Source organism: Stenotrophomonas maltophilia, assembly GCF_039555535.1.
Taxonomy (GTDB): Bacteria; Pseudomonadota; Gammaproteobacteria; order Xanthomonadales; family Xanthomonadaceae; genus Stenotrophomonas; species Stenotrophomonas maltophilia_Q.
The window spans coordinates 4071977-4086472 of the sequence record NZ_CP154630.1 but is presented as its reverse complement, the minus strand read 5'-3'; the positions used below and the strand labels follow the sequence as shown (position 1 = coordinate 4086472).

Genomic DNA, 14496 nt, shown 5'->3' with positions numbered 1-14496 from the left:
GAGGGCGTCGGTAGGATGCTGAAACCCGTCACCGTCGCATGACGCAACGGGGTGCCACGCTATAGTGCGCCCTTGCGATGGAAGGCCCCGGGCCCCACATCCCCTGCCACTGTCCAGCGAGCCTTCCCCTTGTCGAGCCCCAGCCACGTCGCCGATACCCCCATTACCGACCGCTCGCAGCTGGTGGAGGTGATCGCCTCCGGCGAGAAGCCCCGTGCGCAGTGGCGCATTGGTACCGAGCACGAGAAGTTCGGATTCCGCCTGGACGACCTGCGGCCGCCGACCTTCGAGGGCGAGCGTGGCATCGAAGCGCTGCTCAATGGCCTGGTCCGCTTCGGCTGGGAGCCGGTGCAGGAGAACGGCAACACCATCGCCCTGCTGCGCGATGGTGCGTCGGTGACGCTGGAACCGGCCGGTCAGCTGGAACTGTCCGGCGCAGCGCTGGAGACCATCCACCAGACCTGCGTGGAGACCGGCACCCACCTCAATGAAGTGGCGCAGGTGGCAGGCGAATTGCAGCTGGGTTTCCTCGGCATGGGTTTCCAGCCGAAGTGGAAGCGCGACGAGATGCCGTGGATGCCGAAGGGCCGCTACAAGATCATGCGCTCGTACATGCCCAAGGTCGGCTCGCTCGGCCTGGACATGATGACCCGCACCTGCACGGTACAGGTGAACCTGGACTACGCCACCGAAGCGGACATGGTGAAGAAGTTCCGCGTGTCGCTGGCGCTGCAGCCGATCGCCACCGCGCTGTTTGCCGATTCGCCGTTCACCGAAGGCAAGCCGAACGGCTACCTGAGCTATCGCTCGCACATCTGGACCGACACCGACGCCGATCGCACCGGCATGCTCGACTTCGTGTTCGAGGAGGGCTTCGGTTACGAGCGCTATGTCGATTACCTGCTCGACGTGCCGATGTACTTCTCCTACCGCGATGGCATCTACCACGACGCCAGCGGGCAGAGCTTCCGCGATTTCATGCAGGGCAAGCTGCCGGTGCTGCCGGGTGCGCTGCCGACGCTGCGCGACTGGTCGGACCACATGACCACCGCGTTCCCGGAAGTGCGCCTGAAGAAATACCTGGAAATGCGCGGCGCCGATGGTGGCCCGTGGAGCCGCCTGTGTGCGCTGCCGGCGTTCTGGGTGGGCCTGCTGTACGACGACACCGCGCTGGATGCCGCCTGGGACCTGGTGCGCGACTTCACCCTGGCCGAGCGCCATGCGCTGCGCGACGGTGTACCGAAGCATGCGATGAACCTGCCGTTCCGCAACGGCACGGTGCGCGACTTGGCCCGCGAGGCGGTGAAGATTTCGGTGGAAGGCCTCAAGCGCCGGGCAGCGCGCAATGCCGATGGCCAGGACGAGAGCAAGTTCCTGGACGTGCTGCAGGAGATCGTCGAATCGGGGCTGACCCCGGCCGAGCGCAAGCTGGCGCTGTTCCATGGCCGCTGGCACGGCGATGTGGATCCGGTGTTCCGCGAGTTCGCGTACTGACCACCATGCGGGGTTACCGGCCAGCGGCTGGCACTGCCAGAAGAAAAACCCCGGCATTGCCGGGGTTTTTCTTTTTCACATCTGCCTTGGATCAGGCTGCGTTCTTCATCGTCGCCATGTCGATCACGAAGCGGTAGCGCACATCGTTCTTCGCCATGCGTTCCCAGGCTTCGTTGACGTTCTTGATGTCGATCATCTCGACGTCGCTGACGATGCCGTGCTCGGCACAGAAGTCCATCATTTCCTGGGTCTCGGCCATGCCGCCGATCGCCGAGCCGGTCAGGTGCTTGCGGCCGAAGATCACACTGCCGCCGGTCAGCGGCGGGTCCAGTTCGGTCAGCACGCCGACCAGGCACATGGTGGCCTCGCGCTTGAGCAGGCCCATGTACGGGTTGGTGTCATGGCCAACCGGGATGGTGTTGAGCAGGAAGTCGAAGCTGCCGGCGTGCGCCTTCATCTGCGCGGCATCGCGCGAGACCAGCACCTCATCGGCGCCCAGGCGCTTGGCGTCGGCACCCTTTTCCGGGGTGGTGGTGATCATCACCACGTGCGCGCCGAGTGCCTTGGCGAACTTCACGCCCATGTGGCCGAGGCCACCGAGGCCGATCACGCCAACCTTCTGGCCCGGGCCGACCTTCCAGTGGCGCAGCGGCGACCAGGTGGTGATGCCGGCGCACAGCAGCGGGGCGGCCGCCTTCAGGTCGAGGGTGTCGGATACCTTCACCACGAAGCGCTGCTCGACCACCACGTGGTCGGAATAGCCGCCGTAGGTCGGTGCGCCGCTTTCGCGTTCACGGCCGTTGTAGGTCCAGGTCGCGCCTTCGGCGCAGTACTGCTCCAGGTCGTGCTCGCAGGCGTCGCAGTGGCGGCACGAGTCGACCATGCAGCCCACGCCGGCGTGGTCGCCGACCTTGAAGCGGGTGACGTTGCTGCCGACCTCGGTCACGCGGCCGATGATCTCGTGGCCCGGCACCATCGGGTAGATCGAGCCACCCCAGTCGTCGCGGGCCTGGTGCAGGTCGGAGTGGCAGATGCCGCTGTAGAGGATCTCGATGCGCACATCGTCCGGGCCGACCGCGCGGCGTTCGAACTCGTACGGAACCAGCGGGTCGGTATGTGAATGGGCGGCGTAACCACGGGCGAGGGACATGGGGAATCCTTGGCAGGGTTTGTCGAAAGGCGTTTTACAATACGCCCCGTTCCCAGCGGCAAGAAGCGCGGATATCGGCATGATTCATCAAGTGAAACTGCACAATCATGGCCACTGACAACCTCACCCATCTGGCCGCGTTCGCCGCGGTGGCCCGTCATCGCAGTTTCCGCCGTGCCGGTGCCGAACTGGCTCTGTCGACCTCGGCGGTGAGCTATGCGATCCGCGCGCTGGAGGAACGGTTGGGCGTGGGCCTGTTCCATCGCACCACCCGCAGCGTGGCCCTGACCGAGGCCGGGCAGCGCCTGCTGGAGCGGTTGCAGCCGGCGCTGGGGCAGGTGCATGACGCGCTGGAGGAGATGAACCAGTTCCGTGCCGCCCCGGCCGGCCTGCTGCGGATCAATGCGACGCGCGCTGCCGTGGCGACCCAGTTGGGTCCGAGGCTGGCGCGCTTCCTGCACGCCCATCCTGACGTGCGGGTGGAACTGACCGAGAACGATGGCCTGGTCGACATCGTCGCCGAGGGCTACGACGCCGGCGTGCGCCTGCACGAGTTCGTGCCCGAGGACATGGTGGCGGTGCCGATGGGGCCGCCGCTGCGTGGGCTGATTGTCGGTGCGCCGGACTACCTGCGCCGGCACCCGGCACCGCAGCATCCGCGTGACCTGGCTGCACACGAGTGCATCCGTTTCCGCTTTGCCAGTGGCCATCTGTACAAGTGGCAGTTCGAGCGCGCTGGGCAGGCGCTGGAAATCGACGTGCCGGGGCGGTTGACGCTGGGCGAGCAGGGCACCGTGGTCGGCGCGGTGCTCGATGGCATCGGCCTGGCCTATGTGCTGGAAGACACCGCACGGCCCTACATCGAATCGGGGCAGATGGTGGCGGTGCTGGAAGACTGGAGCGAACCGTTCGCGGGATTCGCGTTGTACTACCCGAAGCAGCGGCAGATGCCCGGCGCGCTGCGCGCGTTCGTGGACATGCTGCGCGAGTGAATCGTGGATGGGGCAACCCTACGGCCCCTGCAACACCGGCGCCAACAACGCCAGGCACTCACGCAGGTGCGCATCCACCGGCGCATCCTCGGCCGCCACCCCGATCACGCGTTCGCGTAGCGGTTCGGCCACCGTCATCGCCAGGATCAGCCGCGCCATGCGCGCCGAATCCCCCTCACGCAGCAGCCCACGCTGCTGCTGCCGCGCCAGCCAGTCGGCCAGCAGCGCTCGGCCGCGCTCGATGCCGTTGTCCAGATAGGCCTGCAGCAGCGCGTCTTTGCCGGGAAAATCGGTGGCCAGCAGCCGGAACACCTGCACCGCCTGCGCCGATAGCGCCTGCGCGCACACCGCCTGCAGGATGTCCTGCAGCAACGGCACCACCTCGTCGGCATCGCGCGCATCGCGCTGCAACTGTGGCGCGAAGCCGTCGGTCCACTCACGCACCGCCAACCCGACCAGTTCCTCGCGGTTGCTGGCATGGCGGTACACGGTCTTCTTTGCCACCCCGGCATGCGCCGCCACCGCTTCGATCGTGGTGGCCTCGTAACCCTGTGCCAGCAGCAGCTCCAGCGTAGCCTGCAGCACGGCGTGGCGGACTTCGGCTTCCGGTCGCGCGGGGCGTCCACGGCGGCGGGCGGGGGCGACGGGATCGGGCAGGGCGGTGCTGTTCATTACACCCATCTTACCGCACCCGAGTAATTGCGAAACGATGAACGTTTCCGTATTGTCGGATCTCCCAACCCCAGGAGACCCCCATGGATACCGCTGTGAACGCCCGCGCCTGGCTGGACCACCACGATCTGCTTGACCCGGCACCGATGCACCTTGAGACCGGCGTCCAGCGCCGCGAAGACGGCACTCTGCTGGTCGCAGTGCGCACCGATCTGCACGGTTGCAAGGGCCGCATGCTGGACTGGTGGTTTACCTTCTTTGAAACAAGCCAGCACATCCGCTGGTGGCACCCGGTCGATCATGTCGAGCACCGCGGCTGGGACGAGGCCTGGCAGCGAGGGCGCAGCTACCACGGTGCCAGCATCCACGCGGTGGAATCGCTGGCCGATATTCCGCCGGTGGCGGCACGCCTGAAGTTCCACGACCCGCGCACGCTGCTGGTGCCCGAGCGCCTGCAGGCGGCGCAGGATGCAGGTGACGTGTCGGCGCTGATCGCCGCGCGCATCGGCTTCGGTGACCACGTGCGCCTGGATGCAAACGGTGATCCCTGCGATGGGCAGATGCTGCACGTGGCGCGCGATACGCCGTTTGGCTGCGTGCTGCGCAGCCGCTTCGTGCTCGGCCTGGACAGCGCCGATCCGCACCGCGATGCCAGCGATGCGGTCGGCCTTGGCCTGCTCAAGCACTGCTATACGGAGTTCAGCTTCCTTTCGCGTCTGCTGCCATCGCTGTACTACGGCGAACGCGCCAATGGCGAGGCCGTGCCACTGCCATGGTGAACGACGCGCCGGTCATTCGACCAGCGCGTCGTAGCCTTCGCCACTGAACTGGATGAGGCAGAAGCCGTGGCCGAACGGGTCGGCCAGCACGGCGATGCGGCCCCAGCGACGCTCGCGCACGGACTGCTCGAGTGTCGCCCCGGCCGCAACCGCACGCGTCAGTGCGGCCTCGATGTCATCCACGACCCAGTCCAGGTGCAGCGGCGTCCAGTGGCGCTCGTAATCGCGCACATCGCCGTCCTCGGTGGCAGGGCTGCCGTGGTCGTTCTGCAGTAGGTACAGCGGGGTGGGGCCGCCCAGCAGTTCCACCGCACCGGGCCCGAGACGGCGGCCGACGCGCAGGCCGAAGGCTCGCATGTAGAAGTCTTCGGCAGCGGCGAGGTCGGGGACGTCGAGGTTGACGATGAACGCTGCGGTGGGCGTATCCATGGTCAGATCCAGTGGATGTGGGTGGGCAGTGTATGCCCCCATCCACGCATGGCGTGGATCTACTGTGCGCGTGGGTAATCAAGGTAGCCCGCCTCGCCGCCACCGTAATAGGTGCTGCGGTCGGGCGTGGCCAGCGCGATGTCGTGGCGCAGGCGTTCGACCAGATCCGGGTTGGCGATGAACGGCTGGCCGAACGCGGCCAGATCGATGGTGCCGTCCTCGACCAGCTGTAGGGCGCGCGTGCGTGTCATGCCACCGGCCAGGATCAGGGTGCCGCCGTAGGCCTGTTTGAACTGCTTCAGGAACGCGCTGCCCAGCACCGATTCACCCTGCTGCAGGTTGTCGTTGAGGTGCACGTAGGCCAGCCCGCGCTTGCCCAGTTCTTCGGCCAGGTACAGATAGGTGGCCTCGTTGTCGGGGTAGAACGGCATGTCGAAGGTGAGGTTGTTCGGTGCCAGGCGCACGCCGATGCGGTGACCACCGATGCGCTGAGCCATCGCATCGACGGTGTCCAGGATCAACCGCGCGCGGTTGGGCAGCGAGCCGCCGTAGCGGTCGTCGCGCTGGTTGATGAGCGGGTTGAGGAACTGTTCGAACAGGTAGCCATTGGCGGCATGCAGCTCGATGCCGTCGAAGCCGGCGGCGATCGCGTTGTCGGCGCCCCGTGCGAAGTCGGCAATGATGCCGGGGATCTCGTCGGTGGCCAGTGCACGTGCCGGGGTGGGATCGGCATGGCCGCGGCTGCCGTCTTCCAGATAGACGAACGAGGTGTTCTTCAGTGCGCTGGCCACCGGGCGCGTGCCGGCGCTGACCGGTTGCCCACCATTGGGCTGCAGTGAGGAATGCGACATGCGGCCGACGTGCCAGAGCTGGGCAAAGATCGTGCCCTGAGCGGCATGCACCGCCTCGGTGACCAGCGTCCAACCGGCCACCTGCTCGGCTGACCAGATACCCGGCACGTCGATGTAGCCCTGGCCCTGTGGCGAGACCGGGGTGCCTTCGCTGATGATCAGGCCGGCGCTGGCACGCTGCCGGTAGTACTGCGCGGTGAGCTCATTGGCGACCGAACCGGGGTTGCGGGCACGGGTCATCGGGGCCATCGCGATGCGGTTGCGCAGGGCGGTACCTGACAGGTCGAAGGGGTGGAAGAGGGCGGCGGTCATGTCGGTCATCTCGGTGTGGGGGAGGCGCCAGCGGCGCGATGCACACAGGATGGAGTTGACATGCAGGTGCATAAAGCGCTTCGATTTCCCATTGAACGGGACTAATTGTCCCCAATGGAGCGTGAGGGATGTTGCCACTGGAATCCTTGAATGGCCTGGTGACCTTCGTCACCACGGCCCGCTCGGGCAGCTTCACCGAAGCCGCCGACGCGCTGGGCATCTCGCGTTCGGCGGTGGGCAAGGCCATCGCCCGGCTGGAAACGCGGCTGGGGGTGCGCCTGTTCCACCGCACCACGCGGCGCATCGCGCTGACGACCGACGGTGAGGCGTACTACGCATCGTGTGCGGCGGCGCTGGAAGAAATCTCTGCCGCCGAGGCCTGCCTGGGGTCGGCCGGACTGCCCAGCGGGCGGCTGCGCGTCGACATGCCGTCCTCGTTTGGGCGGCTGGTGGTGCTGCCGGTGCTGTTGCGCCTGTGCCGGCAGTACCCGGACCTGCAGCTGACGGTGACCTTCACCGATCACTTCGTCGATCCGGTCGAAGAGGGCATCGACCTGCTGATCCGTTTCGGTGGATTGCACCATGCCGAGCGCCTCGTGGCGCGACGGCTCGGGCGCCAGCGCCTGGTCACCTGCGCATCGCCGGAGTACCTGCAGGCGCATGGCGTGCCTGCGACCGTGGAGGAACTGGCGCAGCATCGCAGCATCGTTGGCTTCCGTCATGGCCAGCCGGTCTGGTGGCGGATCGGCAGCGAGGATGACGAAGGGACGTTCATCCCGAATGCGCCGTATCAGCTCAATGACGGCGACGCGGTGATTGAAGCGGCCATCGCCAGTCTCGGTATCTGCCAGATGCCGGTTTCACTGGTGCGCCGCCACCTGGAATCCGGCGCGCTGCAGTCGGTGCTGGATGCGCACATGCAGCGGCATATCGACATCCACGCGCTGTGGCCACCGACGCGTCATCTGCGGCCAAAGGTGCGCTACGTGGTGGATGAGCTGACCCGGTTGGCGGGTGAGGGGTTGTTCGATTGAGCAGGCCGGGATTGAGTTCGTGGTTCCGGCTTGTATACTATCCCCCAGTATAGTTCCTGGGTAGCCTGGCCATGCCGCACTCCCCCGAAGAGAAGAAGAAGGTCCTGGCCCGCGTGCGCCGCATCCGTGGCCAGTGCGATGCGCTGGACCGCGCGCTGGAAGCCGGCGCCGACTGCGGGCCGGTGTTGCAGCAGATCGCTGCCATCCGTGGCGCCGTCAACGGCCTGATGTCCGAGGTAATGGAGGCCCATCTGCGCGAGGAGTTCGGCCAGCCCGCGGCCTCCGATGAACAACGCGCCGAACGCGTGCGCGACATGAGCGCGTTGATCCGCTCGTACTTGAAATAAACGACGGCGCAACATGGCGCCGCCCATCCTGTCATTGCCTGTCTTTGGAGAAACCACCATGAAGTCCCGTGCCGCCGTCGCCTTTGGTCCCGGCCAGCCGCTGCAGATCGTCGAGATCGACGTCGCCCCGCCGAAGAAGGGCGAAGTGCTGGTGAAGATCACCCACACCGGTGTCTGCCACACCGATGCGTTCACCCTGTCCGGCGATGACCCGGAAGGCCTGTTCCCGGTGGTATTGGGCCATGAAGGCGCCGGCATCGTGGTGGACGTGGGCGAGGGCGTGACCAGCGTCAAGCCGGGCGACCACGTGATTCCGTTGTACACCGCCGAGTGCGGCGAGTGCCTGTTCTGCAAGAGCGGCAAGACCAACCTCTGCGTGTCGGTGCGCGCGACCCAGGGCAAGGGCGTGATGCCCGATGGCACCAGCCGCTTCAGCTACAACGGTGAGCCGCTGTACCACTACATGGGCTGCTCGACCTTCAGCGAGTACACCGTGGTGGCTGAAGTATCGCTGGCGAAGATCAACCCGGACGCCAACCCGGAACACGTGTGCCTGCTTGGCTGCGGTGTCACCACCGGCATCGGCGCGGTGCACAACACCGCCAAGGTGCAGGAAGGCGACAGCGTGGCGGTGTTCGGCCTCGGTGGCATCGGCCTGGCGGTGATCCAGGGCGCGCGCCAGGCCAAGGCCGGCCGCATCATCGCGGTGGACACCAACCCGTCCAAGTTCGAGCTGGCGCGCGAGTTCGGTGCCACCGACTGCATCAACCCGAAGGACTTCGACAAGCCGATCCAGCAGGTCATCGTTGAAATGACCACCTGGGGCGTGGACCACAGCTTCGAGTGCATCGGCAACGTCAACGTGATGCGCGCGGCGTTGGAATGCGCGCACCGTGGCTGGGGCCAGAGCGTGGTGATCGGCGTGGCCGGTTCGGGCCAGGAGATCTCCACCCGTCCGTTCCAGCTGGTGACCGGCCGCAAGTGGATGGGCACCGCCTTCGGTGGCGTGAAGGGCCGCAGCCAGCTGCCGGGCATGGTCGAGGACGCGATGAAGGGCGACATCGAACTGGCCCCGTTCGTCACCCACACCATGGACCTGGACAAGATCAACGACGCCTTCGACCTGATGCATGAAGGCAAGTCGATCCGTTCGGTGGTCCACTACTGAGCCGCGGCGTGGGCTGGCTGGATGCCCTGCGCCGGCCGCGTGCGGAAGACCCGCGCGCGGCCCTGGTTGATCCGATCGAGCAGGCGCTGCGCGCGCTGGGTTGGGTCGAAGGCGTCGTGGGGCCACCGCGTGCGGTGACTTCGGCCTTCGGCAGCGACGATGGCATGTCGTTCGAGCACTGGCTGGCGCAGGTGTTCCTGCCGCGCCTGCACGAAGCCCGCGCCGATGGCCAATGGCCACCGCGCAGTGACGTAGCGGTCGCGGCGTACCGCAACCTGGGCGGCCAGCCTGGTGTCGAACCGCTGCTGCGCCTGCTGTCGCAGCTGGATGAATTGATCAACACACGTGGCGGCTGAAGCCGGCACGCAGGAGGGTTCCATGGAACGCATTGAACATCGCGCCTGTTTCGGCGGCTGGCAGGACGTCTACCGCCATCGTTCGTCCACGCTGGGCTGCGACATGCAGTTCGCCGTGTACCTGCCGCCGCAGGCGGCCACTCAGAAGCTGCCGGTGCTGTACTGGCTGAGCGGGCTGACCTGCACCGAGCAGAATTTCATCACCAAGGCCGGCGCGCAGAACTATGCAGCCGAGCACGGCGTAATCATCGTCGCGCCGGATACCAGCCCGCGCGGTGATGACGTGGCCGATGCCGAGGGCTATGACCTGGGCAAGGGGGCGGGGTTCTACCTCAACGCCACCCGTGCACCGTGGGCGAAGCACTACCGCATGCACGACTATGTGGCTCAGGAGCTGCCGGCGCTTATCGAGGCGAACTTCCCGGCCACCGATGCGCGTGGCATCAGCGGCCACTCGATGGGTGGCCATGGTGCGCTGGTGACCGCGCTGCGCAACCCGGGGCGCTACCGCAGTGTGTCGGCGTTCTCGCCGATCGTCGCGCCCAGCCACGTGCCGTGGGGGCAGAAGGCGTTCACCGCCTACCTGGGCGACAACCCGGCCGACTGGGCGCAGTGGGACGCGTGTGCGCTGCTGGCGACGGCCTGCGAGCGCCTGCCGTTGCTGGTCGACCAGGGCGAGGCGGACGAGTTCCTGCAGGCCCAGCTGCAGCCGCAGCGCCTGCAGGAGGCCTGCGCGGCCGCCGGCCATCCGCTGACCCTGCGCCTGCAGCCGGGCTACGACCACAGTTACTACTTCATTGCCAGCTTCATTGGGGAGCACATCGCCCACCACGCCCGCGCGCTGAAGTGCTGACCCCCTGTAGAGCCGAGCCCACGCTCGGCTCTACCTTGGGCCTCCGACCGGATGGCAGCCGAGCATGGGCTCGGCTCTACGGTTGCGCGCCGCTTTTCCGGTGGTGGATCACACCATCGTGGCGCCGCCCCGGGCTATCGTGCACCCATACGGCCTTGCCGATCGGGGGATGCATGCCGGTAGTGCTGGCGCTGCTGTATGTGCTGTGCCATGGCCTGGTCCTGGCCATGTGGCCGGGGCCGGTCGGTGCGGGTTCCTTCGTGTTCCTGACCGCCGCCCCGCTGCTGGCAGCCGCCGCCTGCCTGTGGCGGGCGCGCCGCGACAAGGCGGCGCTCGGCTGGCGCGCCACGGCAGCGGCGCTGCTGCTGTGGGCCGGCGGCATGGCCTTCAACATGATCGACGCCCTGGGCGCCGGGCGTGCCGATTTCACCCCGCGCGCAAGCCTGTTCCTTTACGTGCTTTACGGTGTGCCCCTGGTGTTCATCCTGGCCCGGGCGCGCCGGGAACGGGTCAGCATCAGCCTGATCGATGCGGCGATGGCGGCGCTGCTGGGCGTGCTGTTCTTCGTGCACGCGCAGTCGTTTGCCGCCCGCGTTGACATCGACGACCACGCGCTGTCCAACATGCAACGCATGTTCGATATCCAGAACCTGTGCATCGCTGTGTTCGCGGTGGTGCGCTGGCTGGCCGGCGACGTTCCCGAGCGGCGCACCTTTTTCCGCGCGCTGGCGATGTATGCGGTGACCTACCTGTTGGTGGCGTACTACATCAACCACTACACCTCCGGCGATGCGTTCGGTGCCTATGCCGACCTGCTGATCGATCTGCCGTTCCTGCTGCTGGCGCTGCTCGCGCTCAGCCAGGCACCGGCGCGGGTCCTGGCGCCGCATCCGCGGATGGCGCGCACGGTGCAGGCGGCGGGTCCGATGATCCTGCCGCTGCTGCTGCTGGTGGTAGGCACGCTGGTGGTCGACCACGCCCGGCCCCTGGCCGTGAGCGGGTTCGTGGTGGCGACGCTGGGGTTCGGCCTGCGCAGCATCCTGCTGCAGGTGGACCTGATGGAACGGCAGGCCTCGCTGGATCAGTTGGCGCGCCAGGATGGCCTGACCGGCGTGGCCAACCGGCGCGAGTTCGACGCGCTGCTGCTGGCCGAGTGGAACCGCGCACGGCGCAGTGGCACCGAACTGGGCCTGTTGCTGCTGGATATCGATCATTTCAAGGCCTTCAACGACCGCCACGGCCATCCCGCCGGCGACCGCTGCCTGCAGGCCGTGGCAGCGGTCCTGAAGGCGAGTGCTGGCCGCGCCGGTGACCGTGTTGCGCGCTACGGCGGCGAGGAATTCGCGGTGATCGTGCCCGGAAGTGCGCTGTCGGGCGTGCTGGCACTGGCCGAACGCCTGCGCGAGGCGGTGGCGGCGCTGCCGCTGCCGGAAGGGTCGGTCAGCATCAGCATCGGCGTGGGCTATTTGCATCCGCCAGCGATGGCCAGCGCCGACCAACTGCTGGCCGATGCCGATGCCGGCCTGTATGCCGCCAAGCGGGCCGGCCGCAACCAGGTGGTCCTGCATGCGCACGTGCTGGATGACGAGGGCAACGCGCACGGAACCATGGATTGCTGAGCAGGCCAGCCCGTCACGCGCTGCTGCCCGTTGCCGCCAAACCGCCTCATCCTGTTCGGCCAGGCCAATCCGGCTCGCCGCTGGTCGTACAGAACCAGCCTGTTTGGGGTTCCGGCCATCCAAGGACATCGCGCTGTACAGTCAGACCGGGGCTGCGATCGTGCGCATAGCGCTGTACCGCGCGCTGGGTAGCGGCCGCCACTACCCGGCGGTTCGGTAGTTGCCAACCTTGGTTGGCAGCGCTTCCCGGAAGCGCCGACCGAGCTTGCGTCCTCGTTCACCAACGCCTGTCGGCGACCTCGCCGTAGAACCAGTATTCCTGTTCCAGACCGTCATCGTGGTCGGTGGGAGGAATGCTGACCTGCACACCTCGCTCCTCAACGCCCTGGGGTAGGACGAGCTGCCATTCGGCGGAAAGGCTGCGCGAGGTGATGGCGGTGACCTGACCATCCGCTGTCGAGGCGACGTGGCCCTGGAAGTACGTTTCGTCCAGGTAAAGGCAAATCTCGCTGGAGAACATCCCCGGCTGGGCGATGCAGCAGGTTACCCGCACAGTAGCCTGTGAAGCGGGCCGCGACTGGATCAGATTTGCGCAGGCGCTGATGAGCGATTGGGCGCAGGCACGCTGGATTCTCAGGGTGGTGGCCGGGCCTTCGATCAGACCGGCTCGGGTTGGAACCTTGTAGTTCCAGTAGCGAGCTTGACTGCCCAACTCCTCTGACGAGGGGAACGCACCACTGAAGCAGTCAGCCCAATGCTGCAGGTCGCGTAGTCGGCGTGGGGCATCGCGCAGCTTCTTCTCGCCGCGCGTACCCAGCCGGGTGATCGCATCTCTGTTTCTCATTCCCACAGTGTGCCAGCCACATGCGCGGCGCGTTGGAAAGCGCCAACCAAGGTTGGCATCTACCGGAGCATGCCTCGGAAGCGCCGGGCCATGTTCGGCGGCGCGTCAGTAGTGGCCAACCTTGGTTGGCAGCCGTTTGTGCAAGCGCCAACCAAGGTTGGCGTCTACCAGAGCATGGTCAGCGCCGGGCCATGCCCGGCGGGCGGGTGCCTCAACGCACGTCGCGTAGTTCCCAGTGGCTGCCGGCCAGCAGGCGCAGGCGCTGCTTGAACACATCGCTGTCGATGCGGGTGGTGGCCACCAGGTTGATGCGCAGGTCCTTCTGCTCGCCGGTCACGGTGGCGTCCGGATCGGTCACGCCCCACTGCGGTTCCACCGCGTCCGGGTCGGGCTGCTTGGCCTTCCAGCGCTCGAACAGCGTGCCGCTGCGCAGGGCATCCTGCAGCTCTTCGGCGAAACCGGCGGCGCCCTGCGAGTGGAAGGACAGGTCAGGGTCATTGCCACGGGCCTTGGACGGGTCGGGCAGGCTGATGTGGTACTGCGCAGGCATGGAGTTCTCCTTGAAGTGCGGCAAGGCTGGCACAGTCGCGGTGGAATCGATGTGCAGATTCCCGCCACGGTCGACCTTCATTCAAACCGATGTGGCCCATCGGCAAAGCCCACGGTGACCGCGCCCTTGCCGACATTGACCATGCCGGTCAGGCTCATCACCGATTCGTACACGGCCACGCCATGGGTGGCGCAGACCTCCTTCAACTGGGCGTAGCCGGGCAGGGTACGCAGCTCGTCCAGCTCACCGCCGTAACTGACGCACACCGTTGGTGTCATCAGCCCGGCACGCACGCGCTGGCCGACCACCGCGAACAGCTTCTGCACCGCGTTGTCGAAGCCCTTGATCTTGGCGACCGGCCCGGTTTCGCCGCGATAGCCGTGCAGCACCGGCTTGATGTCCAGTGCGCTGCCCAGCGCCGCGCTGAGCAGGCCGACACTGCGGTCGCCCTTGTGCCGTGCACGCGCACGCATGTAATACAGGTCACGGGTCACCATGTAGCCGTGCACGTTGCCAGCCAGTTCCTCCAGCCGTTCGCGGATCTGCTGCACGCTGGCGTTGCTCTCGCGCAGGCGCACCGCTTCCACCGCGGTCACCGCCTGGGCAGCGAACAGGTTCTGGGTATCGAGCACGCGCAGCGCGAACGGTGAGTTGTAGCCTGCCGCCTGGCGCACCGGCTTGTAGTCGTTGAGGATGGCGAAGCTGGCCTGCAGCGCGTTGTCATGGATCGGGCTGCGGGTCTTGGTGATGGTCATGCAGAACACGTGGTCGTAATCGATCACCAGCTGCTGCAGGAACAGGTCGCGGATCTGGTTGACACTGAAGGGAATGGTTTCCGCCTCGGCGCCGTGTTCGGCCACGTGCGCGTGCAGGAAGCTCAGCGTGGCCTGCTCATCGCGGTGATCGGCCAGCACGGCTTCGCCGATGCGGACGGTGATCGGCAGCAGCACGATGTTGTGCTCGGCAATGAAGTCCTGCGGCAGGTCGCAGGCCGAGTCGACGACGATTCCGATGCGCATCCGCGGCTCCCCCTCCAGGGCGGTTGT

Annotated in this window: 16 protein-coding genes; 9 read left to right on the top strand and 7 right to left on the bottom strand. The window is 66.8% G+C overall.

Annotated elements, in window-relative coordinates; genetic code table 11:
- Positions 1–129: 129 nt before the first annotated feature.
- The gene (locus AASM09_RS18820; protein WP_049428260.1) at positions 130–1494 is read left to right on the top strand and encodes a glutamate--cysteine ligase; all 1365 of its coding nucleotides are present in this window, start codon (positions 130–132) and stop codon (positions 1492–1494) included.
- A 91-nt stretch (positions 1495–1585) separates the two neighbouring features.
- Here AASM09_RS18820 and AASM09_RS18815 read toward each other — a convergent pair whose 3' ends face one another.
- Positions 1586–2644 carry an NAD(P)-dependent alcohol dehydrogenase gene (locus tag AASM09_RS18815; RefSeq protein WP_049428257.1) on the bottom strand — a complete coding sequence of 353 codons (1059 nt, stop codon included), beginning with the start codon at positions 2642–2644 and terminating at the stop codon, positions 1586–1588.
- Between the two features lie 107 nt (positions 2645–2751).
- Between AASM09_RS18815 and AASM09_RS18810 the strand changes: the two genes are divergently transcribed.
- Complete coding sequence (locus AASM09_RS18810) at positions 2752–3636, top strand: LysR family transcriptional regulator (RefSeq protein WP_049428253.1); 885 nt, start codon at positions 2752–2754, stop codon at positions 3634–3636.
- 18 nt (positions 3637–3654) lie between these two features.
- On the opposite strand, the gene AASM09_RS18805 is transcribed toward AASM09_RS18810, so the two are convergent.
- A complete protein-coding gene (locus AASM09_RS18805) occupies positions 3655–4317 on the bottom strand; it encodes a TetR/AcrR family transcriptional regulator (RefSeq protein ID WP_049428251.1) in 663 nt (220 codons plus the stop codon).
- A gap of 74 nt (positions 4318–4391) precedes the next feature.
- On the opposite strand from AASM09_RS18805, the gene AASM09_RS18800 reads away from it, so the two are divergent.
- Positions 4392–5087: a DAPG hydrolase family protein gene (locus tag AASM09_RS18800; protein ID WP_049428248.1), complete on the top strand. Its 696-nt coding sequence runs from the start codon at positions 4392–4394 to the stop codon at positions 5085–5087.
- Between the two features lie 12 nt (positions 5088–5099).
- On the opposite strand, the gene AASM09_RS18795 is transcribed toward AASM09_RS18800, so the two are convergent.
- On the bottom strand, positions 5100–5516 hold the full coding sequence (locus tag AASM09_RS18795) for a VOC family protein (protein WP_049428243.1): 417 nt from the start codon (positions 5514–5516) through the stop codon (positions 5100–5102).
- A gap of 59 nt (positions 5517–5575) precedes the next feature.
- Entirely contained in the window at positions 5576–6679 is a 1104-nt protein-coding gene (locus AASM09_RS18790) for an alkene reductase (RefSeq protein ID WP_049428274.1), read from the bottom strand.
- Between the two features lie 128 nt (positions 6680–6807).
- On the opposite strand from AASM09_RS18790, the gene AASM09_RS18785 reads away from it, so the two are divergent.
- The 6 genes from AASM09_RS18785 to AASM09_RS18760 all read left to right on the top strand — a co-directional run bounded on the left by AASM09_RS18785 (position 6808) and on the right by AASM09_RS18760 (position 12056).
- On the top strand, positions 6808–7713 hold the full coding sequence (locus AASM09_RS18785; protein ID WP_049428240.1) for a LysR family transcriptional regulator: 906 nt from the start codon (positions 6808–6810) through the stop codon (positions 7711–7713).
- Between the two features lie 71 nt (positions 7714–7784).
- The gene (gene frmR, locus AASM09_RS18780) at positions 7785–8060 is read left to right on the top strand and encodes a formaldehyde-responsive transcriptional repressor FrmR (protein ID WP_005411009.1); all 276 of its coding nucleotides are present in this window, start codon (positions 7785–7787) and stop codon (positions 8058–8060) included.
- Positions 8061–8118: 58 nt separating this feature from the next.
- Entirely contained in the window at positions 8119–9228 is a 1110-nt protein-coding gene (locus AASM09_RS18775) for an S-(hydroxymethyl)glutathione dehydrogenase/class III alcohol dehydrogenase (RefSeq protein ID WP_049428237.1), read from the top strand.
- An 8-nt stretch (positions 9229–9236) separates the two neighbouring features.
- Complete coding sequence (locus AASM09_RS18770) at positions 9237–9584, top strand: YqcC family protein (protein WP_049428235.1); 348 nt, start codon at positions 9237–9239, stop codon at positions 9582–9584.
- A 22-nt stretch (positions 9585–9606) separates the two neighbouring features.
- Complete coding sequence (gene fghA / locus AASM09_RS18765) at positions 9607–10437, top strand: S-formylglutathione hydrolase (protein ID WP_049428271.1); 831 nt, start codon at positions 9607–9609, stop codon at positions 10435–10437.
- 173 nt (positions 10438–10610) lie between these two features.
- Positions 10611–12056 carry a GGDEF domain-containing protein gene (locus AASM09_RS18760; protein WP_100443678.1) on the top strand — a complete coding sequence of 482 codons (1446 nt, stop codon included), beginning with the start codon at positions 10611–10613 and terminating at the stop codon, positions 12054–12056.
- 277 nt (positions 12057–12333) lie between these two features.
- On the opposite strand, the gene AASM09_RS18755 is transcribed toward AASM09_RS18760, so the two are convergent.
- From AASM09_RS18755 to AASM09_RS18745, 3 genes are all read right to left on the bottom strand, one after another.
- A complete protein-coding gene (locus AASM09_RS18755; protein WP_049428232.1) occupies positions 12334–12900 on the bottom strand; it encodes a DUF3916 domain-containing protein in 567 nt (188 codons plus the stop codon).
- A 211-nt stretch (positions 12901–13111) separates the two neighbouring features.
- The gene (locus tag AASM09_RS18750) at positions 13112–13450 is read right to left on the bottom strand and encodes a hypothetical protein (RefSeq protein WP_005414449.1); all 339 of its coding nucleotides are present in this window, start codon (positions 13448–13450) and stop codon (positions 13112–13114) included.
- Between the two features lie 77 nt (positions 13451–13527).
- The gene (locus AASM09_RS18745; RefSeq protein ID WP_049428227.1) at positions 13528–14469 is read right to left on the bottom strand and encodes a DegV family protein; all 942 of its coding nucleotides are present in this window, start codon (positions 14467–14469) and stop codon (positions 13528–13530) included.
- Between the last annotated feature and the right edge of the window lie 27 nt (positions 14470–14496).